Origin of the sequence: Capnocytophaga ochracea DSM 7271 (assembly GCF_000023285.1) — a bacterium.
Classification (GTDB): Bacteria; Bacteroidota; Bacteroidia; order Flavobacteriales; family Flavobacteriaceae; genus Capnocytophaga; species Capnocytophaga ochracea.
This window is the reverse complement of record NC_013162.1, coordinates 2499891-2523505: the sequence shown is the minus strand read 5'-3', so window position 1 is coordinate 2523505 and position 23615 is coordinate 2499891. Positions and strand designations below refer to the sequence as shown.

Annotated in this window: 20 protein-coding genes; 12 read left to right on the top strand and 8 right to left on the bottom strand. The window is 38.2% G+C overall.

Annotated features, from left to right (window positions below):
• Positions 1–360: 360 nt before the first annotated feature.
• Positions 361–2706 carry an alpha-ketoacid dehydrogenase subunit alpha/beta gene (locus COCH_RS10650; RefSeq protein ID WP_015783075.1) on the top strand — a complete coding sequence of 782 codons (2346 nt, stop codon included), beginning with the start codon at positions 361–363 and terminating at the stop codon, positions 2704–2706.
• Here COCH_RS10650 and COCH_RS10645 read toward each other — a convergent pair.
• Positions 2701–3087, bottom strand: coding sequence for an RNA-binding S4 domain-containing protein (locus COCH_RS10645; protein ID WP_015783074.1), 387 nt, complete (start codon positions 3085–3087; stop codon positions 2701–2703). The genes COCH_RS10650 and COCH_RS10645 overlap by 6 nt on opposite strands.
• 81 nt (positions 3088–3168) lie before the next feature.
• Between COCH_RS10645 and COCH_RS10640 the strand changes: the two genes are divergently transcribed.
• Positions 3169–4002, top strand: a complete 834-nt coding sequence (locus tag COCH_RS10640) for an FKBP-type peptidyl-prolyl cis-trans isomerase (protein WP_015783073.1) — start codon at positions 3169–3171, stop codon at positions 4000–4002.
• 1 nt (position 4003) lies between these two features.
• A complete protein-coding gene (locus COCH_RS10635) occupies positions 4004–4708 on the top strand; it encodes a CDP-alcohol phosphatidyltransferase family protein (RefSeq protein ID WP_041546856.1) in 705 nt (234 codons plus the stop codon).
• Here COCH_RS10635 and COCH_RS10630 read toward each other — a convergent pair.
• The 3 genes from COCH_RS10630 to COCH_RS10620 form a co-directional block, all read right to left on the bottom strand.
• Entirely contained in the window at positions 4694–6604 is a 1911-nt protein-coding gene (locus COCH_RS10630; RefSeq protein ID WP_015783071.1) for a ComEC/Rec2 family competence protein, read from the bottom strand. The two genes, COCH_RS10635 and COCH_RS10630, sit on opposite strands and share 15 nt — an antisense overlap.
• On the bottom strand, positions 6601–7509 hold the full coding sequence (locus tag COCH_RS10625; RefSeq protein WP_015783070.1) for a C40 family peptidase: 909 nt from the start codon (positions 7507–7509) through the stop codon (positions 6601–6603). Before COCH_RS10625 ends, COCH_RS10630 begins: the two co-directional genes overlap by 4 nt.
• 65 nt (positions 7510–7574) lie before the next feature.
• Positions 7575–10106, bottom strand: a complete 2532-nt coding sequence (locus COCH_RS10620; RefSeq protein ID WP_015783069.1) for an ATP-dependent Clp protease ATP-binding subunit — start codon at positions 10104–10106, stop codon at positions 7575–7577.
• Between the two features lie 201 nt (positions 10107–10307).
• On the opposite strand from COCH_RS10620, the gene COCH_RS10615 reads away from it, so the two are divergent.
• From COCH_RS10615 to rlmH, 8 genes are all read left to right on the top strand, one after another.
• Positions 10308–11117, top strand: coding sequence for a M48 family metallopeptidase (locus COCH_RS10615; protein ID WP_009410124.1), 810 nt, complete (start codon positions 10308–10310; stop codon positions 11115–11117).
• A gap of 1020 nt (positions 11118–12137) precedes the next feature.
• Entirely contained in the window at positions 12138–13088 is a 951-nt protein-coding gene (locus COCH_RS10610) for a membrane protein (protein WP_015783067.1), read from the top strand.
• A gap of 51 nt (positions 13089–13139) precedes the next feature.
• Complete coding sequence (gene murG, locus COCH_RS10605) at positions 13140–14222, top strand: undecaprenyldiphospho-muramoylpentapeptide beta-N-acetylglucosaminyltransferase (protein ID WP_015783066.1); 1083 nt, start codon at positions 13140–13142, stop codon at positions 14220–14222.
• 5 nt (positions 14223–14227) lie between these two features.
• Complete coding sequence (locus tag COCH_RS10600) at positions 14228–15136, top strand: hypothetical protein (RefSeq protein WP_015783065.1); 909 nt, start codon at positions 14228–14230, stop codon at positions 15134–15136.
• 54 nt (positions 15137–15190) lie between these two features.
• Positions 15191–16543 carry a UDP-N-acetylmuramate--L-alanine ligase gene (gene murC, locus COCH_RS10595; protein ID WP_015783064.1) on the top strand — a complete coding sequence of 451 codons (1353 nt, stop codon included), beginning with the start codon at positions 15191–15193 and terminating at the stop codon, positions 16541–16543.
• Positions 16544–16603: 60 nt separating this feature from the next.
• On the top strand, positions 16604–18019 hold the full coding sequence (locus tag COCH_RS10590) for a trypsin-like peptidase domain-containing protein (protein WP_015783063.1): 1416 nt from the start codon (positions 16604–16606) through the stop codon (positions 18017–18019).
• 302 nt (positions 18020–18321) lie between these two features.
• A complete protein-coding gene (locus COCH_RS10585; RefSeq protein WP_015783062.1) occupies positions 18322–18786 on the top strand; it encodes a macro domain-containing protein in 465 nt (154 codons plus the stop codon).
• A gap of 44 nt (positions 18787–18830) precedes the next feature.
• On the top strand, positions 18831–19304 hold the full coding sequence (gene rlmH, locus COCH_RS10580; protein ID WP_015783061.1) for a 23S rRNA (pseudouridine(1915)-N(3))-methyltransferase RlmH: 474 nt from the start codon (positions 18831–18833) through the stop codon (positions 19302–19304).
• Here the strand turns inward: rlmH and COCH_RS10575 are convergent, their stop codons facing one another.
• The 3 genes from COCH_RS10575 to COCH_RS10565 all read right to left on the bottom strand — a co-directional run bounded on the left by COCH_RS10575 (position 19305) and on the right by COCH_RS10565 (position 21988).
• Positions 19305–20099 (bottom strand): lysophospholipid acyltransferase family protein, encoded by a 795-nt coding sequence (locus COCH_RS10575; protein ID WP_009417311.1) that lies wholly within the window; start codon positions 20097–20099, stop codon positions 19305–19307.
• A 185-nt stretch (positions 20100–20284) separates the two neighbouring features.
• Complete coding sequence (locus COCH_RS10570; RefSeq protein ID WP_015783060.1) at positions 20285–21235, bottom strand: electron transfer flavoprotein subunit alpha/FixB family protein; 951 nt, start codon at positions 21233–21235, stop codon at positions 20285–20287.
• Positions 21236–21241: 6 nt separating this feature from the next.
• Positions 21242–21988 carry an electron transfer flavoprotein subunit beta/FixA family protein gene (locus COCH_RS10565; RefSeq protein ID WP_015783059.1) on the bottom strand — a complete coding sequence of 249 codons (747 nt, stop codon included), beginning with the start codon at positions 21986–21988 and terminating at the stop codon, positions 21242–21244.
• Positions 21989–22145: 157 nt separating this feature from the next.
• Here COCH_RS10565 and COCH_RS10560 point away from each other — a divergent pair, with 157 nt between their 5' ends.
• Positions 22146–22805: a class I SAM-dependent methyltransferase gene (locus tag COCH_RS10560; protein WP_015783058.1), complete on the top strand. Its 660-nt coding sequence runs from the start codon at positions 22146–22148 to the stop codon at positions 22803–22805.
• 15 nt (positions 22806–22820) lie between these two features.
• Here the strand turns inward: COCH_RS10560 and COCH_RS10555 are convergent, their stop codons facing one another.
• The gene (locus COCH_RS10555) at positions 22821–23555 is read right to left on the bottom strand and encodes a shikimate dehydrogenase family protein (protein ID WP_015783057.1); all 735 of its coding nucleotides are present in this window, start codon (positions 23553–23555) and stop codon (positions 22821–22823) included.
• Positions 23556–23615: the final 60 nt, after the last annotated feature.

Here is a 23615-nt window from a genome sequence, read left to right as displayed (position 1 = left end):
TCGCTTTTACGTTGTTACAATTCCTTCTTAGGAATAAGGTCTATGAGACAAAAAGCACCTTTCTTTATTATTTATAATTTGGTTTTCTTTCCTTTGGGAAAGGTTTAATAAAATCTGTGAGAGGTTTTAAAGTAACAAAACACCTATTTGTTCAATTTAAAAAATAGTTTATCGAGATAAGAATACGCTTCATATGCAATGATTTCCCATTACTGAAATACAGCTTATAGATTGCAAAAGTAAAAATAAAAACTGTATTATGTTTGTATATTTAAAAAAAAGTAATACATTTGCCCGAGTTTTTATAACAAAACAAAAACGATTGTGAAATAAAACAAATATTATTTTAAGATATAACCAATGAAAAAAGAAGATGTTTTAGAAGACTATGGCATCGCTGTTCTCAGTAGAGAATGTAGCTTGATGGGAAAGAAAGAAGTGCTTACTGGTAAAGCAAAATTTGGTATTTTTGGTGATGGGAAAGAAGTCCCCCAAGTAGCAATGGCGAGAGCCTTTCAGTATGGAGACTTTCGGAGTGGTTATTATCGAGACCAAACCCTTATGATGGCTCTTGGGGTACATACAGTTGAAAATTTCTTTGCTGGACTGTATGCTCACGCTGATATAAAAGCAGACCCCACCAGTGCCGGACGCCAAATGGGTGGACACTTTGCTACTCATAGTTTAGATGAAGAGGGAAATTGGAAAGATTTATTAAAACAAAAGAATAGTAGTAGCGATATATCGTGTACTGCAGGGCAGATGCCTCGTTTATTAGGTTTAGCGCAAGCCTCTAAAGTATATCGTGAGTTACCGAATGCTGAAAGTAAAGGCTTCTCAAATCACGGTAATGAAGTAGCTTGGGGTACTATTGGTAATGCAAGCACCAGTGAAGGACACTTTTTTGAAACTCTTAATGCTGCGGGCGTAATGCAAGTGCCAATGGTAATTTCGGTTTGGGACGACGAATATGGCATTTCAGTCCCTAAGGAATACCACACTACCAAAGAAAGTATCTCTGAAGTGATGAAAGGCTTCCAGCGAGATGCCAACCACAAAGGCTTTGAGATATTCGTTGCTAAAGGTTGGGATTATCCCACTTTGTATGATATTTATCAAAAAGCAGCTAGAATTGCTCGTAAAGAGCACGTGCCTGTGTTGGTACACGTAAAAGAACTTACACAACCCCAAGGGCACTCTACCTCAGGCTCTCACGAACGTTATAAAAGTGCTGAACGTTTGCAATGGGAAAAGGATTTCGACTGTATTACCAAAATGCGTGAATGGATATTAGCGAAAGGATATGCTACTGAAGAGGAATTGCAGACAATAGAAGAAGCAGCTAAAAAGCGTGTACGTGATGGCAAGAAAAAAGCTTGGGAAGCGTATATGAAACCTATGGAAACAGAACGCAAGGAACTTTTACAATTACTCAATAGCATACAACCTAAAACTATCTTTGCTACTGAACTATCTCAGATTCCAACTCTTTCTCGTAAGGTAATAATGAATGTAGCACGTAAAGCATTGCGACAGTTCTTAAAAGAGAATAAAGAAGTATCGAACTTACGTACTTGGATAACTAACTATATAGCAACTAATGAACCTAAGTATAGCAAACACTTGTATACTGAAGGAACTCATAATGTTATGAAAATAGCAGAAGTAGCTCCTATATATGAACCAGATGCTAAACTTGTTGATGCAAGACTGATCTTACGTGAGAACTTTGATGCATTACTTACCAAGTATCCTAACCTTTTGATATTTGGCGAAGATGTAGGTAATATAGGCGATGTAAACCAAGGTTTGGAAGGTTTACAAAAGAAACACGGAGCTATAAAAGTAGCTGATACAGGTATTCGTGAATCGACTATCGTAGGACAAGGAATAGGCTTGGCTATGCGTGGTTTACGTCCTATTGCCGAAATTCAGTACTTAGATTATATTCTCTATGGGCTACAGACCCTCAGTGACGATTTAGCAACCTTACATTATCGTACCTTTGGTCGTCAGTTGGCACCGCTCATTGTGCGCACACGTGGGCATCGTTTGGAAGGAATATGGCATGCTGGTTCTCCTATGGGGGTATTGTTGCACTCTCTTCGTGGGGTTTGTATTCTTACTCCTCGTAATATGGTGAAGGCAGCAGGATTCTACAATACACTCTTAGAAGGTAATCAACCTGCGGTAGTGGTGGAATGTCTTAATGGTTACCGTCTGAAAGAACCAATGCCTACGAATCTCACCGAGTTCAAAACGCCTATTGGAGTAGTCGAAACACTTCGTGAAGGAAAAGATATTACAGTCGTATCTTATGGCTCTACTTTGCGCATCGTATGTGAAGTTGCCGATGAGTTAGCCTCTATGGGTATTGATATAGAGATTATAGATGCACAATCCTTAGCACCATTCGATGTGCGTCATGATATAGTGAAGAGTATACAGAAAACCAATCGACTATTAGTAGTAGACGAAGATATGCCTGGAGCTACTTCGGCATATATTTTGCAGAAGATAGTAGAAGAACAAAATGCTTATCAGTATTTGGACAGTGCGCCACAAACCTTAGCAGCAGGAGAACATCGTCCAGCGTATGCTACTGATGGTGATTACTTTTCTAAACCTAATGCCGATAGCATTATTGAGAAGATATACAGTATAATGCACGAAGCTAATCCTGAAAAATATCCAACCTTGCTATAATTCATTATCTTCTTGAAAGTCATTCAAGAGATTATCAATAGCACGGCGGTCTTTTTTAGTAGGGCGACCTTCACCTTTCTCGCGATAATAGTCTTGCGCAAGTTTTTGTATTTCGGCTTGTTCAAAAGCCTCAGGTGGCGTGTTGTCTTGGCGATAAAGGTCTACTAACTTAGCCCCCACACGGCTCTCAGGGATATCTAAGACCTCTATTTGGTAGTTGATTTGGTTCTTACGCACTACTATTTGGTCGTTTTTGTAAATTTCTCTTGAGGGTTTTGTAGTCTCACCATTCACTTTGATGTGTCCTTTTTTGCAGGCTTCAGTAGCTATATTACGTGTTTTGAAGTAACGCACACACCATAAGTACTTATCAATTCGCATTCTTTTGTGATTTTAGAAAAATAATAAGTGCAAAAATAATAAATTAATTATATCTTATACTAAGAAATAAAGAAATTTTATATGATGAATAAATTTATATTTACTATTAGCACAATAGGTTTACTATTTGCTGTTTCGTGTAAGAAAAATGAAAACTCTAATATAACACCTCCACGTGATGTTACAGAGGTGAGAAATGAGAATAATCAAAGTATTGAAACATTCTTGAAAACGCATACTTACACTTTTTCAGCAACAACTGCTATTTCTGAAACGGTTACCTTTGCAACAACCTCTAGTACTACAGCGTCTATCTTCAATGATAGCAAGCTAAAACGATTGGAATTAGATGTCTATGATGCTAATAATACTCTTGTACGTCATACGCTTTACTATCTTATTTTGCAAGAGGGGACAGGAACTACCACTACTATTGCTGATTCAGTATATGTGAATTATAAAGGACAATTATTAGATTTAAGTGTATTTGATGAAACAACAACACAATCTACTTCTAATTGGATAGATCTTATAGGTAATATTGTTACCAACAAGCCTTCAGGTACTATTAGAGGTTTTAGGGAGGGTGTAGCTCAACTAAGAGCATCGGCTACAGGACTTACAAATAATAGCGATGGTACTCTAAATGCTCCTACTGATGGAGGAGTTGGAGTTTTCTTTATTCCTTCAGGTTTAGGCTATTTCAATAACAGCCAAGCTAAAATACCTGCTTATTCACCTTTAATTTTTACAGTAAGACTTATTGCTACACGTCGTGCCGACCACGATCACGATGGTAAACCTTCTATAAATGAGATTGTGCGTAATGAATATGGCGTGGTAACTTATCCTGATTGTGATGCTAATAAGGATACTTCATACCTTCCAGATTATTTAGATGCTGATTGTAAGTAGAATGAAGAAGTATGTCCCTAATCTTATCACTTTATCCAATCTCTTTTGCGGAACAGTAGCGATTGTCTTTGCCGTAAGAGGAACGATTGATTGGGCTGCTTTGTTTGTGGCAATAGGCATCTTCCTCGATTTTTTTGATGGTTTCTTTGCTCGTTTGCTACACGTAAAATCCGAAATGGGCTTACAGTTAGATTCCTTAGCTGATATGGTTACTTCTGGAGTAGTTCCTGGTATTGCGATGTTTCAGCTGTTGAATAATAGTACCTATGTATTACAAACTGAAGGGACTTTTGTTATGTTGTTGCCTTATGTTGGTTTTCTTATTACTTTAGCTTCTGCCTATCGTTTGGCGAATTTTAATATAGATACACGGCAGACGTCTGGCTTTATAGGGCTTCCTACCCCAGCTAATACAATGTTTATTCTTTCTTTGCCTCTTATATTACAATATCAGCCTACTGAATTATTCGATAGTTTATTGCATAATATGTGGGTCTTGTTAGGGATTACTTTGTTGAGTGCTTACTTGTTGAATGCTGAAATAGCACTCTTTGCGTTGAAGTTTAGCGATTATTCTTTTAAGAATAATGCGTTGAAATATATATTCTTAGCACTTTGCGTCATTTTACTTCTAAGTTTAAAGATAATCGCTATCCCGCTAATTATTTTATTGTACATTATTCTTTCCTTACTACCTAAGCGATAAATCTTGCTTCATTCTATCCAAATTGATTTTAGGTTTTTGTAAGAAAATAACACTATCAATAACTACTTGCTTGGATTTTGGGTATACCCCTAAACTATCCATTAGCAAGTAGTTTTTTTGTTTGAAATGCAATATATAAGGTATCTTCTTAAGCTCGATATTGCTGATACCTTTATTTTTTATATAGTTCATTACTACAGGGTCAGGAGAAATTGTATCTGTTTGATAGATACTTAGTTTATCACCTTGTCTAATGGTGATTACTTTCTGTTTATATTTGCTGAAAACTAGCATTTCTTCAGTTGTTTCTAATTTATATTTGTGATAGAAAAGTACCCCTTGAAATAAAATAACAGATAAGAGAAGTGCTACCAATACTTTGTATTTCCTAAAATGTACAAAAATAATGAGTATGAACACCATCAATAAGGAAGAAAGAAGTAGGGGAGTAGTAAAAGGTATGTTGCGTATGATAAACATTTCTTGATGAGCTATAAATGCCACCAAAAAGTTCATCAAAGCGATTAATTTTTCTAAGATAAAGACTATTGCGTAAGGTAAAATTCCCAAACTTCCCAAACATAAAGAAATAATACCTCCTATGAGTATAGGTTGTAATAAAGGTACTACAACCAAGTTAGAAACGAAAAACAATATGGGAAATTGGTGAAAATAGTATAAACTGATAGGTAAAACTACTATTTGAGCGGATAATCCTACCAAAAAAAGTGACCATATCCATTGTAAGTATTTATTCTCAGGTTGCCACCATTTGCGCATCACAGGGTAGAATTTCATTATAGAAAATACCGCTGCATAACTCAGCTGAAAGCCTACATCATACAAATAGTAAGGATTGATAAGCAACAGAAATAACATTGAGAGCATTAACGCATCAAACCTGCCTTGTTTCCTACGTATAAGAGTGCTCAATCCTACAAAGCTGAACATTACAGTAGCCCTCAATACCGAAGGAGAGGTGCCTGCTATGAAAGCAAAAGCCCATAAGCCTGCTAATAGTATAAAGTATCGCAGTGGACGATAAAAACCTAAATTAGGCATCTTTTGCAGTAATAAAAGGAGTATAGCAGTAATAATCCCTACGTGTAATCCCGAAATAGCTAAGATATGCACCGCTCCCGCATCAACATAATGTTGATAGACTTCGTTATCTAAATCAGTGCGTTTTCCTAAGAGTAGTGTTTTTAACAGAGCAGAAGACTCTTGATTAAAATGTTTGTCTATTACAATAGCTAAATGAGAGTGTGTTCTCGCAATACTCCCCATAAAACCTGTTGTATTATTTTTAACAACAGAAAAAGCAACTACTTCTGTTCGCCCATATACACCTTTTCGCTCCATATACCGTTTATAGTTGAATTGATATGGATTTTTAGGAGGAGATATAGGAGTATATTTGCCTACAAAAACCAATCTATCTGTTGGAGCTAATGTTTTCACATCATCGGTAATTGTTTTAGAAGGAAAAAAGCACAGAATTTTTCCTTCTATACTTGTATGGTTAGCCGTTAAGAGCTCGGCTTTAAAGGTAGTACCGTAATCTGTTTGTGAAGTTTGCTCTATTATGTCAGCTTCTAAAGTGTAATATTCATTGGCATTTAGTTTTTGTGTGTAATGCTTAGGGTTATAGGTGGGGGTATGAAGGATAGTTATCAGTATACCCACTGCTACAGAAGTGAGGCCTACGTGTATTACAATTCCGTGACGAAGAGCATATCGTTTGGTAGCTAAAAACTGATGTATTGCCAAAGTGAGCAGTAAGCATATACAACTACTTATTGCAAATAAAAAAGAGGGAGCTATTACATCAGTAATAGCAATCCCTCCTATGAGTCCTAATAAGATAGTTAATATGGGAGTATTTACAAATCTCACATTACACGTTTTGCCATACGAAATGTTTTCTTGTAATATTCATCACTTAATGAAGAAATCACAACTCCTCTTTTAGAGGAAGAGTGTATGAATTTAATATCTCCATCTATATCTACTACCATACCTACGTGTGATATTCTGCTTTTCCTAGTTGTTCTGAAGAAAAGTAAATCGCCTACTTTTACATCTTCCAAGTCAATTTTAGTTCCTTGTGTAGCCATTTCTTGTGAGGAGCGAGATAATGGTACTGAAATAGATTTGAAAGTAGTACTTACAAAACCAGAACAATCCATACCATTACGGGTAACACCTCCGTGTCTGTAAGGAGTTCCTAAATATGAGAAAGCTGTATCTAATAATACTTTCTGTTGTTTGGTATCTGCTTTACTTTTAGAGAGTGCAGTAAGCGCTATATCGGTAGTTTCATAGCTTTCAGGTTCCTCAAATAGTTCTTCGTCTTCTAAGTCGTCTTCCAATTCAGTGTCTGCGAGAGTATTCTCAGCGTATTGTTTTAGGGCTTTATTACCGGTGTGTTTTTTAGGAGCATATCTCTTACTCTTAGCAACAGCTATATCTGCTTTTACAGGCTTTTTCTTTTTATCAGTTATAGCTAAAGCTCTCTTAACAGGAGCTTTTTTTACAGACTTTTTGGCAGAATGATGAGCTACACTGCGTTTAGGAGGTAACTTATGACGTTTTTTAGTTGTTGTAGCCACTCTAGTAGTAGCTTTTCTCCCTTTCTTAGGAGGAGAAAATGTTTTCTTTTTAGGCTTACTCTTATTTTCCACAGCCTTTGTGGTAGCTGTATTTACAACTACACTCTTTTCGGTATTCTTTACTGCCTCTGAAAAGGAAGATAAGCTGAGTAGTAGTGTAAATAAACCTAAAATTCTTAATACGTACATAGTAATTTGAGCGTTTAAATTCTGAACTTTGAGGGAACGCCTAAAAGTTCAAAAGGTTGATGTTATTAAATAAGTTCTTTTTGCGTTATTATGAGGTTTTCTCCTTTCTCATCTAAATCAAAGTGAATGCTATCGCCTTCGTGCACTTGGTTAGATACTATTTCTTCGGCTAATATGTCTTCTACATATTTCTGAATAGCGCGTTTCAAAGGTCGAGCACCATATTGTTTGTCATAGCCTTTATCTGCAATGAATTCTTTTGCTTTTTGGCTGAGTTGTACTCCATAGCCTAAATCGTTGATACGTGAGTATAGTTTAGAAAGCTCAATATCGATAATTTTAAAGATATCTTCTTTACTAAGAGGATTGAAAGTAATCACATCGTCAATACGGTTTAGAAACTCAGGAGCAAATACCTTTTTCAAAGCATTTTCGACAATAGATTTCTCATTAGCTTCGGATTGGGCTATTCTTGCTGAAGTGCCAAAACCAACACCTTGCCCAAAATCTTTTACTTGACGAGCTCCTATATTAGAGGTCATAATGATGATAGTATTTCTAAAATCAATCTTTCGTCCTAAACTATCAGTTAAAAAACCATCGTCAAGCACTTGTAAAAGCATATTGAAAACATCAGGGTGTGCTTTTTCTATCTCATCTAAAAGCACCACAGAATAAGGTTTGCGACGTATTTTCTCGGTGAGCTGACCGCCTTCTTCATAACCTACATACCCTGGAGGAGCTCCTATGAGACGAGAAACTGAAAACTTCTCCATATACTCACTCATATCAATGCGTACCATTGTTTCTTCTGAATCGAAAAGTTCTTTGGCAAGCACTTTAGCGAGTTGTGTTTTCCCAACTCCTGTTTGTCCTAAAAAGATGAAAGAGCCTATAGGTTTATTCGGGTCTTTTAAGCCTGTGCGATTGCGTTTGATAGATTTCACTACCTTTTCTACCGCTTCATCTTGACCAATGATTTTAGATTTCATTATCTCGGATAACCCTGAGAGTTTGCTCATTTCAGTTTGAGCAATTCTGTTTACAGGTACGCCGCTCATCATTGAGACTACATCGGCAATATGGTCGGCGGTTACTACATCACGGTGTTGTTTAGATTCTTCGTCCCATTTCTTATTCATTTCGACTAATGAATTTTCGATAATTTTCTCGTTATCGCGCAAACGGGCAGCTTCTTCAAACTGCTGACGTGAAACAGCTCTGTTTTTGGCTTGAGTAGCTTGTTCTAAACGTTCTTCCAATTCCACGATATATTGTGGAACTTTTACTTGCATAATATGTATTCTTGCACCAGCTTCGTCTAAGGCATCAAGAGCTTTATCGGGCAAATAACGGTCGGTAAGATAACGATTGGTGAGCTTTACACAAGCCTCGATAGCCTCATCGGTATAGGTTACGTTGTGATGTTCTTCGTATTTTCCTTTTATATTGCGAAGGATTTGTATGGTTTCATCTACACTTGTTGGTTCGATGATTACTTTTTGGAAACGGCGTTCTAAGGCGCCATCTTTTTCAATAGATTGGCGATATTCATCTAAGGTAGTAGCTCCAATACATTGTATTTCACCACGTGCTAAGGCAGGTTTAAACATATTAGAGGCATCTAAGCTACCTGAGGCACCACCAGCTCCCACTAAGGTGTGAATTTCATCAATAAAAAGAATGATATCTTTATTCTTTTCGAGTTCACTCATTATGGCTTTAAGGCGTTCTTCAAACTGTCCGCGATATTTAGTTCCAGCCACTAAGGAAGCTAAATCGAGTGTTACGACACGTTTGTTATACAATACTCGTGCCACTTTTTTCTGAATAATGCGCAAAGCTAATCCTTCGGCGATGGCACTTTTACCAACACCAGGTTCACCGATGAGTATTGGGTTATTCTTCTTACGGCGACTCAATATTTGGGATACGCGTTCTATTTCCTTCTCGCGACCTACTACGGGGTCTAAACTACCTTGTTCGGCTAAAGCAGTTAAATCTCTACCAAAGTTATCTAACACAGTAAGTTTTCTTTGCCCATATTGCCCCCCTTGATTGGGTTGCTGACCTTTGTAACCCGATTTGTTTTCGTGAGGTAAACTATAGTCTCGGTCGTATTCATCAACTTCATCGGTGGGTGATGAGACTTGATAATTATCGTCGCGTATGGGTTGGAATTTATCTCTTGCTACTTCATAATTTACGCCTAGCTTGTTGAAAACTTTAGTAGTAGGGTCGTTTTCGTTACGCAAAATGCTTAGTAATAGATGAGCTGTATTAATCATATCATTCTGGGAGCGTTTTGCTTCTAAGTAAGTAGCCTGCATTGCTCTTTCGGCTTGTACGGTGAAATGAACGGCATTGAAGTTAGGAGGGTTGAGACCACGTGCAGAAGTGAGCGTGTGGATGTTTTGGCGCAGTCTTTCCATATCGATATTTAAACTGTGCATTAAATCGATTGCACTACCTTCACCTTCTTGCAATATGGCTAACACAAAGTGCTCAGTGCCTACCGTAGATTGCCCTAAGCGAATGGCTTCTTCTTTGCTATATGTGAATATCCTTTTAACTCTTGGTGAAAAGTTATCGTTCATAAAATCTCCTCTTGTTTTGTATTAAATACTTCGGTAGTAATAGAAACTATTACATTTCTTCTTGTTAGGAAAAAAGGTAGTCTTCTACACTGCGGGCAAAGGTACGAAAAAAAATATTAATACGAAAGAAAAATATAAAAATATTTTGTTTTAACCATAGAAAAGCATAAATTTGCGCCATTATTATTAAAAGAATTTCAAATGAAAAATTTTATCTTAATTGCAATGTCTATAGGGCTATTTTCTATGGGACAAGCTCAAAAAATCAATTTAGGGAAAGCCGCAAGTGCTGTTACAAAAGGAGCACAAGCTTTATCATTTACTAATGAAGATGCTAAAAGGCTTTCAAAGGAATCAGTGGACTGGATGGATGCTCATAATCCGGTAGCAGGCAAAAACAGTCCGTATACTAAACGCTTGAATCGTGTGTTTGGGAAACACCAAAATGAGGACGGTTTGAAGCTCAATTACAAAGTGTATCTGGTAACCGATATCAATGCGTTTGCTTGTGCTGATGGGAGTGTGCGTGTGTTTTCATCGTTGATGGATTTGATGACTGATGATGAATTATTGGCAGTTATCGGTCACGAAATAGGTCACGTGAAGAATGAGGACACTAAAGATGCTATCAAATCTGCTTATATGCGTGCTGCTGCACAAGATGCTGCAAGCTCGGCTTCGGGGGTTGTAAGAAAACTAAGCGACACTGAATTGGGTGAGATGGCTAATGCTATCCTTGATGCTAAACACAGCAAAAAACAAGAATCACAAGCCGATGAATATTCTTACAATTTTATGAAGAAACACGGTTATAATGTGGTGGCTGTTTATACAGCATTTAAGAAATTGGCTTTGCTTTCAGGTGGAGCAACCCAAAGTAAATTCCAAAAGATGATGAGTTCACACCCTGATAGCGAGAAACGTGCTGAAGCGGCTAAAAAAAGAGCTATCAAAGATGGGCTTTGGAAAGACCCAGGAGAAGTTACCTTGCCTAAAACGCCTATCAAATAAACTGTTTTATCAGTAAAAAGTACGATAAAATAAGAATACCTCCAAAAAGCGAATAGCTTTTTGGAGGTTTTTTTATTAGTGATTAATGATTAGTGGTTAATGGTTAATTAGGTGGGTGCTTATACAAAGCTTATAGGATAGATGAATAAAGAGTGGGTCTACAGTGGGTCTACAGTGGGTCTACAGTGGGTCTATAGTGGGTCTATAGTGGGTCTATAGTGGGTCTATAGTGGGTCTATAGTGGGTCTACAGTGGGTCTATAGTGGGTCTATAGTGGGTCTATAGTGGTTTAAGAATGAACAAAAAACAAATTCAAAATAAGGATATAATGGAGATAAGAAAGAGACTATTGGGAGCTTTCAACTTTGCCAAAAATACCAAATCAATGACGAGTGACAGTGTGGCGAAAGCCCCCGAACCCCCGAAGGGGGACAAGCTTTAAAAAAAAACCGATGCGAGGTCGTAGTACGATAGGCAGTGCGAGCCGCACGGGCAGTCGTAGCACGACAGGCAGATAATGAAAAGACGAACAAAAGACGGTGCGAGCCGCACAGGCAGGTGTAATTAGCAAATTAGCAAATTTGAGAATTAGCAAATGGGGGCGAGAGAATGAAATAATGTAGATATGGAGAGCTTATAGGAAAGACGAACAATGAACGAAGAAAAGACGAACAAAAGACGGTGCGAGCCGCACGGGCAGATAAACAAAAGACGAACAAAAGACGAACAATGAACGAACAATGAACGAACGAAAGACGAACAATCAGCGAAGGTAAGTTAGAGTTGAAATAGAGATAAAAAGAAGGTTAGTGGAAGGCTTCAAGTTTGCCAAAGCTTCAAATTTTGGTAAAGTTCATAACACTAAAGCGAAGAAAGAATGGGGTAAATGCGAAAGCTGAGGGGGAAAGGGTAGATTTTGATTTTTCAGATGATTTTTTGAAGCAGTTTGCAATAAAAATAGTACCTTTGCACTTTCAAAATTAAATTATTTATCAAATGAAAAGAATATTATACTTATGTATGGCAATCGTTTTTATAGCTTGCCATAAAAACAATGACGAAGTTCCCCAACCAGACCCTAATAAACCTACCCCTGATAAGCCAATTCCAGACAAACCCAAGCCTGATAACCCCAAACCTAATACCCCTACGAATGCCTATTTGTATGGTATTACTATAGATGATAGTTGGGATAAAACCAAAGTTACTGTTCAGCAGATTGTGAGTGCTATCAAGGCGATGCCTGTAAAGCCTACGGTGCGCATTGTGATGTCCAAAGGTACAGCGATAGCTAATTACAAACCGCTTTTTTCGGCTGTTCATCAAGTAGCTTATGTGATGGCAACACCTGCCGATTCAGAAGATATGAAGGGTTACAAAACTGTGGATAGTTATGTAAAGAGATTTCAAGATTCGTATAAAGAACTCTCGGCATATACGGATTTTTGGGAAGTGGGCAATGAAATTAACGGAGAAGGTTGGATGGGTGACAACCCTCAGTTTATTGCCGATAAGGCTTATGGTGCTTATAAGTTTATCCGCAGTAAAAATGCGAAAACAGTGCTTGTGAGCTACTATTTTAAACCAGGTGACCAAAAGGTGACGATGGAGGATTGGCTAAAAAGATATATCCCCGAAGATATGAAAAAGCAGTTGGATTACGTGTTAGTAAGCTATTACGAAGATGATAACGACAATTACCAGCCTAATTGGCAAGAGGTATTTAACAATTTAGAGTCTATTTTCCCGAATGTTAAATTGGGCATAGGGGAGTGTGGCAATAACGATTATAAGAAGTACTCTGTACAGAGTAAAGTGCAAAGAGCTAAGCACTATTATTCGATGCCTAAATATGTAAAGAACTACGTGGGCGGTTATTTTTGGTGGTATTGGGTACAGGACTGTGTGCCTCATCAAAACAGTGAAGTTTTTAAGGCTATCAACAGCAGTATTAAGCAAACGCTTAAATAATATTGCTTTTTGTGAAGATTTGCGTACCTTTGCACCAAATTAGAACGAGAAATGAAAAAGTTTATCATATCAGGAGGAGGTACAGGCGGGCATATTTTTCCTGCTATCGCTATTGCCGATGAATTGAAAAGACGTATTCCAGATGCCGACATTCTGTTTGTGGGCGCCAAAGACCGTATGGAGATGCAAAAAGTACCACAGGCGGGTTATCCTATTGAAGGGCTTTGGATTTCGGGCATTCAGCGTAAAATTACCTTGCAGAACTTGCTATTCCCCTTAAAATTCATCAGTAGCTTGCTGAAATCTCGGAGCATTATCAAGCGTTTTAAACCCGATGCCGTGATAGGTACCGGAGGTTTTGCCAGCGGTGCTGTGGTGAAGGTAGCAGGCGGAATGGGTATTCCTACTTTCATTCAAGAACAAAATTCGTATGCGGGTATTACCAACAAAATGCTTTCCAAAAAGGCAAAAAAAATATGTGTGGCTTACGATGCAATGGAACAGTTCTTCCCCAAAGAGAAAATCGTAAAAACAGGTAATCCTATTCGCGATGGGCTCTTGGATATAGCAAAGCACCGCACAGAAGGACTGACATATTTTCAGCTGAACCCTGAGCAAAAAACGTTGTTGGTATTAGGGGGTAGTTTAGGAGCTAGGCGTATCAATCAGCTAGTAGAAGAGCAGTTGCCTTTATTTGAAAAACTTGGGGTGCAAGTGTTATGGCAGTGTGGCAAACTGTATTATGAAGAGTACAAGAAATATGAAAGCGAACGAGTGAAAGTTTTAGCTTTTATTGACAAAATGGAGTTGGCTTATGCTGTTGCCGATGTAATTATCTCTCGCGCAGGAGCCAGCTCGGTGAGCGAATTGTGTGTAGTGGGAAAACCTGTGATATTTATTCCTTCGCCCAATGTGGCAGAAGACCACCAGACCAAAAATGCACGAGCTATTGAGCAAAAACAGGCTGCTATTTTGATACGCGAAACAGATTTAGGCACTACTTTTGCTACTACTTTTACCGAACTCATAAACGACGAGGCAAAACAGCAGAGCCTGTCCCAACACATTAAGACGTTGGCTTTGCCTAATGCTACTGAGGAAATAGTAAATATTATCTTAGAAAATAAGAATTAAAACAGATGAAGAGACTTTTTACATTTATAGCACTGGTGTGTGCCGCATTTACTTTTGCGCAAAACCAATTGGGAAAACAGTTTTTTATAGATACTAAAAGCGATGAATTTAAAAGAGGCATCGTGGAAGTAAAGGAATACGTGAATTACGACGCATATTTGCAGTTACAAAGAAACCTTAAATCGGGCAATTCGGCAGGTATTAATAGCGATATGATTCGCCAAGCGTATATGACGCGAAAGGTAGCTCTGCCGAAAGGAAATTACGTTATTGACAACGATGAACAGCGCTTTGAATTCGAGATAGGCAACAACGGGCAGTTTGTAGGTGAAGGACAGTTTGAAAACAAGGAAAAAAACCTAAAATCTACCTATATCTTCGCTAATGGGAAGCTCTCGGAAATACACATATTCAATACCGAAGGTAGATTGCGCAAGAAAAACATCTTCAAAGGGAACATTATTGAAGGACACGTGTTTGACCACGCTGGTAAGCTCGCCCAAAAGATAGAAATACACACCAACTTGAAGGAAGGAGCCGACCAGGTAGTTACTACTTACCACAAGAATGGCAATCCTAGCAAAGAAGTGAATGCTATCAAGAGTACTACAAAGGAATTTTACCAAAACGGGAAGCTGAAATTAGACCAAGTGGATAGCAAAATCACTACTAAATATGACCCAACTGGTAAAATTACTGAAAAATGGTATGTTACTGAAAACGGCAATTGTCGTGAAACTTATGACAAAGGAGTAATTAGCCAAAAAACTTGTGAAGACCGCAGTACAAAAGAGACTACTGTTTTCATCTACAAGAATGGAAAATTAGACAATTACACTGTAACTGATACTAAGAAAAAGGAAGTTCGCAAATACGATGCTTCAAAAAAGCTAATAGAAACTAAAAAATTATGAGGTAATTGAGTGAAGAACTAAAAACTCTTACCTCTTACTTCGCATTTTATACAAATGGATTTACAACCTATACAGAACGTTTATTTTATAGGCATAGGGGGCATAGGAATGTCTGCCCTTGCTCGTTATTTTAATGCCAATGGCAAAAAGGTATGTGGTTATGACCGTACCCCCACTGAAATTACTGAAATGCTCGAAAAAGAAGGTATAAAAGTACATTTTACCGATGATGTGAATGCTATTCCCGCCTCTTTTAAAGACAAGCACACTACGCTGGTAGTCTATACACCTGCCGTACCCAAAGACCATAAGGAATTAAACTATTTTCAGCAAAATGGCTACGAAGTAGTAAAACGTTCGGAAGTATTAGGGTTTATCACCAAAAATACATTCTGCCTTGCAGTGGCAGGTACGCACGGTAAGACCACTACTTCAAGTATTCTCGCCCATTTATTAGTGGAAGCAGGAGCCTCAGTAAGCGCGTTTTTAGGAGGGATTGCTGAAAACTTCAACAGCAACTTAGTACTGAAAGGCAGTGAGTACACTGTGGCAGAAGCCGATGAGTTCGACCGTTCCTTCTTGCGACTCTCGCCCAATATAGCTTGTATCACCTCTATGGATGCCGACCATCTCGACATTTATGGCGATAAAGAACACTTGATAGAAGGTTTTAGAGAGTTTGCAGGTAAGATAAAACCAGGAGGAAGTCTTATAGTGCGCAATGGTTTAGATATAGAAGGTGAGACCTACGGATTAGAAGATAATGCCGATTATACTTTCCAAAATATAACCGTAAAGAACGGTATTTACCATTTTGATTTTCATTATAAAGGAGGCGTCTATAAAGACTATACTTTATTGAAGCCAGGAAGACACAATCTACTCAATGCCTTAGCAGCCGTATCGATGGCGGTAAAAGCAGGATTTGCCCCTGAAAAGTTACTCCCTCATTTGGCTACATTCAAAGGTGTGAAAAGGCGTTTCTCATATATTATCAAGGAAGACAACTTTGCTTTTATAGACGATTATGCACATCACCCTTCGGAAATTAATGCGTTGTTCCAAGCAGTAGAGGAGATGTACCCCCACACTCCTAAAACTATTGTCTTCCAACCCCATTTGTTCACCCGTACACGTGACTTTTTAGACGATTTTGCAAAAAGCCTGTCACAGTTTGACGATGTAGTTCTATTGGACATATACCCAGCTCGAGAACTGCCTATTGAAGGTATTACTTCACAAGTATTGTTAGACAAAGTGACGGCTAAACAGAAAATATTGGTGAGCAAAGCAGAATTGATACCTTTATTGCTTAAAAAACAACCAAAATTATTACTTGCTGTAGGAGCAGGCGATATAGGTGCTGAAGTAGAGAAAATTAAAGAAGCTTTTACCGTCGGTCATTAAAATGGCACAATTGTTGCCTAATCGTTTTACGATATAAAACAAATTAGTAAAACAAAAAATATGATGAAAAATTATGCAACAATGATAGCTACTGCCTTTCTCGGCGGGGCTATGACCTTAGGAGGGTATAAACTCTTTATAGATAAACACGACGCCAAACAAGAAGCGCTAGAGCTACTCTCACGTCCTGCTTTGGTACAAACTAATCACACTACTCCTGAAAGAACGGTAGCAGGTGAAACCAACTTTGTGGAAGCAGCTAACAAAACGGTGAATAGCGTAGTGCACGTAAAGAACACTGTAAAATCACAAGGAGGCGTTACCTCTATCTTCGACCTTTTTTACGGTAATGGTGGAGGCGAACAAACCCAAGTAGGTACAGGCTCTGGGGTTATCATTACCCCCGATGGCTATATAGTAACCAATAACCACGTGATTGCCAACGCTACTACTTTGGAGGTTACTCTCAACAACAATAAAACTTATACTGCTAAACTTATTGGCACAGATGCTTCTTCGGATATTGCCCTACTGAAAATAGAAGCCGACGAAAAGCTACCTTTTCTCACCTTTGCCGACTCCGATAACACACAAGTAGGCGAATGGGTGCTCGCAGTAGGGAATCCTTTTAACTTGAATTCTACCGTTACTGCGGGAATCATCAGTGCGAAAGCGCGTAACATCAGCGAGCGCGGTAGCGATAAAATAGAATCATTTATACAAACCGATGCCGTGGTGAATATGGGAAACAGTGGGGGAGCTTTAGTAAACCTCAACGGTGATCTCATTGGTGTCAATACAGCTATCTCATCTACTACGGGTGTGTATATGGGCTACTCGTTTGCAGTGCCTAGTAATATCGCTAAGAAAGTGGTGGAAGACCTTATAGAGTACGGAAATGTACAACGAGGAGTGATGGGCGTGCGCGGACAAGGGTTAGACTCTGAAGTAGCTAAAAAACTCAACATCAAAGAAACTGAAGGATTCTATGTAGATTCAGTAGACGATGAGTCAGGGGCTGGTAGTGCTGGACTTAAAAAAGGTGACATCATCAAGCAAATTGACAATGTGAAGATACATAAATACTCTGATCTTAGTGGTCACATCGCTTCTAAACGTCCTGGTGATATGTTAAAAGTAACTTACGTACGCGAAGGTAAAGAACGCACCGCCAATATTACCCTTAAGAAAAATACTACTTATGTGATACAATCCTTAGGTTTGGAAGTGAAAAACCTTTCAGATGCTGACCAAAAGCGATTTAGAACTAAAAACGGAGTGAAGGTAACCGCTGCTGGACAGTTCTATGAGTACAATAATATCAATATAGTGGGGAAAGTGTTACTTTCAGTGAATGGAAAGACCATTAAGGATGTAGATGAATTGAAAAATGTAATGTCTACCCTTTCTTCACGCAATCGTAACTCGTTAGAAATCTTGAACGAAAAAGGAGAAAAAGAAAGATTCTTTTTCTAATGATAAAACAATAATGATAATCACTCTTGCATTATAAAAAAGAGATGAGAAAAGTCTCCAATCTTCTTCACATCACAAACTTTGTCAAAGTACTTAAACTCTGACAAAGTTTTTTTATGAATCTGAATAGTGTACTTGTATAATTTATTATAAGTATTCTGTTCCCTTATAAAAGTTTTTAATATAGAATTTGCCTTAAATAGTAAAAAAAGAGTTGTTTATTGTGATGAAGGTAATAAAAATGTTTTTGTAGTGTTAATAAAAATTAGTTATCTTTGCCAAAATAACAAAAGATTTAAGCGATGATACATTATTTAAAAGCAGATGCTACGGTGCCACAAGCCGAAGGAAACATTGTTATCGCCCATATTTGTAATGATATAGGCGCTTGGGGGAAGGGATTTGTGTTAGCACTTTCCAAACGCTGGAAATACCCCGAAAAACAATACAAACAATGGTATAAAGAAGGTGATAATTTTGCCCTGGGAGAGGTACAATTTGTGTCGGTAGAAGAGAAGATATGGGTTGCAAATCTCATTGGGCAACACAACATATATAAAGATGAAAACGGTGACCCGCCTATTCGTTATGAGGCAGTGGAAAAAGGTTTGCAACAAATAGCCGATTTTGCTTATGAAATAAATGCCAAAGTGCAAATGCCTCGCATAGGTTGCGGATTGGCAGGAGGCTCTTGGGACAGAATTGAGAAACTTATAAGGCAAACACTTTTAAGGAAAAACATCGAAGTATTTGTTTGTGATTTATAACCTTATTTTTATTTTTTACCTTTTAGCTTTTATCCTGAAAAATAATGAACATCAAACTTCTCGCAGTGGGCAAGACCGATAATCCTGCTTTGCAACAGCTCATTGATATGTATGAAAAACGACTTTCGTATTACATCAATTTTGAATCGCAACTCTTGCCCGATATTAAGAATAGCAAATCACTATCGAAAGAGCAACAAAAAGCAAAAGAAGGGGAGCTTATCCTCGGCAATGTAGCCTCGTCTCATCATCTGATACTCTTAGACGAACGTGGCAAAGAGTTTACCTCAGTGGCTTTCGCCGATGAATTGCAAAAGAAAATGAATGCCGGCATCAAGCAGCTCACCTTTGTGATTGGGGGACCTTATGGTTTTTCAAAAGAAGTATACGACCGTGCTAATGGCAAGTTGTCACTTTCCAAACTCACCTTTTCACACCAAATGATACGCCTATTTTTTGTAGAACAGCTCTACCGTGCTTTTACGATTCTCCGTAATGAGCCCTATCATCATCAGTAATTAGGGTTGTGGTGTTGTTACTGTTTTAGGAGCTTCTTCACCATCTAATTTCTTAACTTTAAGGAATGATTCGTGTTGTTCGATAGCCATTTCTATTTTAGCTACAATTTCTTCAACCGTATCATTTTCGTAATCTATTTGCAAAGGCGATTTGATAATCATCGATTGTTGCACTCCTTTCTTTTTGATGTTTATTCCCTTTTTATCAAACGAGCGACGGAATCCATCGATTACGATGGGCACCACCACAGGTTTGTATTGCTTGATGAGGTGTGCAGTACCCTTGCGGATAGGTTTCCACGGCGAGGTAGTGCCCTGCGGGAAAGTAATCACCCAACCATCGGCAAGGGCGATACCTATGTTTTCTACATCGGCTTGGCGGACTTCGCGATGTATTTCTTTCCCTTTTTCGCGCCAAGTTCTGTTCACCGGTATAGCTCCTGCGTAACCTAATATTTTGGGCAGAATCCCTGATTTCATAGTCTCGGAAGCCGCCACGTAATAAATGTTGAGTTTTGGGTTCCACAGATAACCCATATTATCCAAGGTATCTTTACGACCTTTAAGACTTGCGTTGAACACGTGAAACATAGCCGTTACGTCGGCGAAATAAGTCTGGTGATTTGAAATGAACAGTACATTCTGTGGTGGCAACTCGCGAATAACGTCCGAACCCTCAATCTTCAGTTGGTTAAAACCATCATACCTGCTATGAGTAAGGATACCAAAAACGCGGATGAGCCATCGTTTTACGAAAAGTGTATGTCCGAAAGGGTCTTTTTTAAATAAAGGCATTGTTCAATTTTTTGATTAGGTGATGAGCTAAAAAGTCAATTAGTATAGTAACAAATTAACTCATTAACTCATCAGTTTAGTTTATTGAAAAGTCTCTCTTGCTATCTGCATAGTATTCTTTGTATTTGTTGTAAATCTTCACAGTTTCTTGGGCATTTCCCAGCCGTGAAAAGTTATTACAAATATTAAAGTTTAGCTTTTAGTTTTTCTATAAGCTTGGGAACAACTTCAAAAGCATCGCCTACCACGCCGTAATCGGCAGCTTTAAAGAAAGGAGCCTCGGCATCGGTGTTGATAACCAGCTTTACTTTTGAGGCATTAACCCCCGCCAAGTGTTGTATAGCTCCTGAAATGCCAATGGCAATATACAAGTTAGGCGCAACGGGTTTTCCTGTTTGTCCTACGTGCTCAGCGTGTGGACGCCACCCCATATCAGCCACAGGCTTAGAACAAGCGGTGGCAGCGCCGAGTACTTCGGCAAGATCTTCGATTATGTGCCAATTCTCGGCGGCTCTTAGTCCGCGTCCTCCTGATACCACAATAGAGGCATCGTCTAACGGTACTTTGCCTGTAGCCTTCTCGGTAGCGATTATCTTTATATCGAAATCACTATCTGAAAGGGTAGGGGAGAAGGGTTCTACAATTGCCGGAGTAGGATTTTCTTTTACTCCGAAGGCATTAGGAGCTAATCCTACTATTTTTATAGCTGTTGTGATTTTGTTTAAACTTACGGCTTTGTTAGAAAAGGCATTACTTTTAATAGTAAAATCGTTTTCAGGGAGTGAAATGGCGTTAGGTACATAACCTGCTTGTAAAGAAGTGGCTAATAAAGGGGCAATATTCTTGGCTTGCGACGAGGCGCTGAAAAGCACCGTTGTACTCCCTTCTTTCTTCACTGCCTGTTGTAATATTTGTGCTACAGCCTTCGCCGAAAAGTGTTGTAGCTTTTCATCGGCTACGTTCAATACTTTATCAATACCATAAGTGCCTAACATTTCAGGATTATCAATGTTGATAGCTACTGCTACTATTTTGGTATTTTGTTTCTGAGCAAGAGTTTTGGCATAAGTAGCCACTTCATAACTACTTTTCTTTACTTTTCCGTTTTCGGAATCTATATATATGAGTATGGACATTTTTTATTAAATTACTTTAGCTTCGTTGTGTAATAAATCGATAAGAGTATCTAAATCATCAGCCGATACCATTTTTACAGGTTTTTTGGCAGGAAGTTTCTCAAAACCTATGGTTGTTACTCTCGTATCTGTATTTTCAGCAGGCAACACGGTAATTACTTTAGTGCGAGCTGCCATTAGGTTGCGCATATTTGGTATACGAAGGTCTTTCTCTTGGGTAAGTCCTTTTTGTCCCGCAATTACTAACGGAAGAGTTGCGGAGAGTTTTTCCTTACCGCCGTCTATTTCTCGTTCAGCAGTTACCTCTGTCCCATTGATATCTAAACCTATGCATTTGTTGATAAAGGGTAGATTTAGTAATCCTGCCAAAAATCCTCCCACCATTCCGCCGTTATAATCAATAGACTCCTTTCCTGTAATGATAAGGTCGTAATTCCCTTCTTTAGCTACCTTAGCCAACTGAGTAGCTACAAAAAAAGCATCGGTAGGAGTGGCATCAATACGGATAATATCATCAGCACCAATGGCGGAAGCCTTGCGCAATACGGGTTCTGTTTCTTGGGTGCCTACATTCACAAGAGTGATAGTAGTGCCTAATTTTTCTTTAAGTAAGATTGCCTTAGTGAGGCAGAATTCATCGTTAGGATTGATGATAAACTGCACTCCTGTAGGGTCAAACTTCTTATTTTCATCAGTAAATTTTATTTTCGAAGTAGTGTCGGGGACGCTACTGATACATACTAATATCTTCATAATCTTATAGATAATATAATTAAAATGATATATTAATAACCAAAAGGTGGTTATTTTTGAAGCGGTAAAAGTACTTCCTTTTGTATAACTGTGCAAGCTATTATGCGAAAAAAATGTATCTTTGCCGTCTAACTATTTGAAATACTAAATAGAAATAATGAATCCTCCAGTAACCGATATGCAACTTTTAGGACAGTTATTGCGTTGCCCCAGCGGAATATATGCAAAAGAAGTAGGTGAATATACTTTCTTTTCCAATCGCACTATGATTTTCAATACGATTGACTGTTTATCACTTTTGCCCAATAGCAATGTTTTAGAAATTGGCTTCGGCAATGCCAGCCATTTACCTTATTTATTTGAAAAAGAGCCAACCATTCACTATACAGGAGTGGAAACTTCTGTGGAAATGATAACTGAGGCTACTGTAAACAATCCCGAATTGGTAGCGCAACAATCTGTTTCTTTTCTGCAAGTACAACCCGATGAGAAACTTGAGTTTAATATACTTTTTGATGTTTGCTTTTCAGTCAATACACTTTACTTTCTCAAAAGCCCTACTCGCTATTATCGCAATATTTGTCAGTTGCTCAAGCCTATGGGAAAGGTAGTGATTACTCTTATTGACAAGTCAGTAGGTGAGAAAGCTCCTTTTGCACAAGTGGGTTTTAAGTTTTATACTGTTCCCGAAGTGCGAAAAATACTCTCCCGCATAGGGCTTAAGAATATCAAAGAGTATACTTTTGAAGAAACACTTGTTTCTAAGAGTGGCAAGAAAATACGTCGTCCTTATTGCATAATGATGGGAGAAAAATAAAAACTTCTCTGCTTTTTATTCTTTATTCCATATTTCCCACGCTTTTTCAGCTTGAAGTTCTAACATTAGTTGCCCATTACAAGTAGTAGCTCCCTGCTTTTCCCCTCTGTGTAGAAATGTAGTTTGTGAAGGATTATAAATAAGGTCATAAAGCAAGTGCTCAGGAGTGAGATATTCATAAGGAATAGGAGGACAGTCGTTAATATTAGGAAATGTACCTAAGGGAGTACTGTTAATAATAAGGTGATAATTTTCTATAATCTCTTTGGTAAGTTCTGCGTAAGTAAACTGATTCATCTGTGGTGTGCGGGATACAAAACGATAATCAATATTTAGTTGCTTGAGCGCATAAGCAACAGCACTCGATGCACCTCCCGTACCTAAGATAAGAGCGTGAGTATGATGTGGTTGCAATAAAGGAGATAATGATTTGCTAAAGCCATAGTAGTCGGTATTATAACCGACAAGTCCATCAGGGGTAACTTTTATAGTATTCACAGCTCCAATGGCTTGTGCAGTAGCATCAACGGTAGTAAGTAGCTTCATTATTTCTCGCTTATACGGAATGGTAACATTCATTCCTCGTAAGTTAGGAGTGTTTTTTAAGAGAGCGGGTAATTCATTGAGATTTTGTATATCAAAATTGATATATTCACAATCATTAATACCTTCTCGTTTAAATTTCTCAGTGAAATATTTTCGAGAAAAAGAATAGCCAATATTACGACCCACAAGAGCAAAAATTGTCATAAGAAAACGTTTTTTTAATAGATAAACTATACATATTATCTATATATAGAATGTTACCTC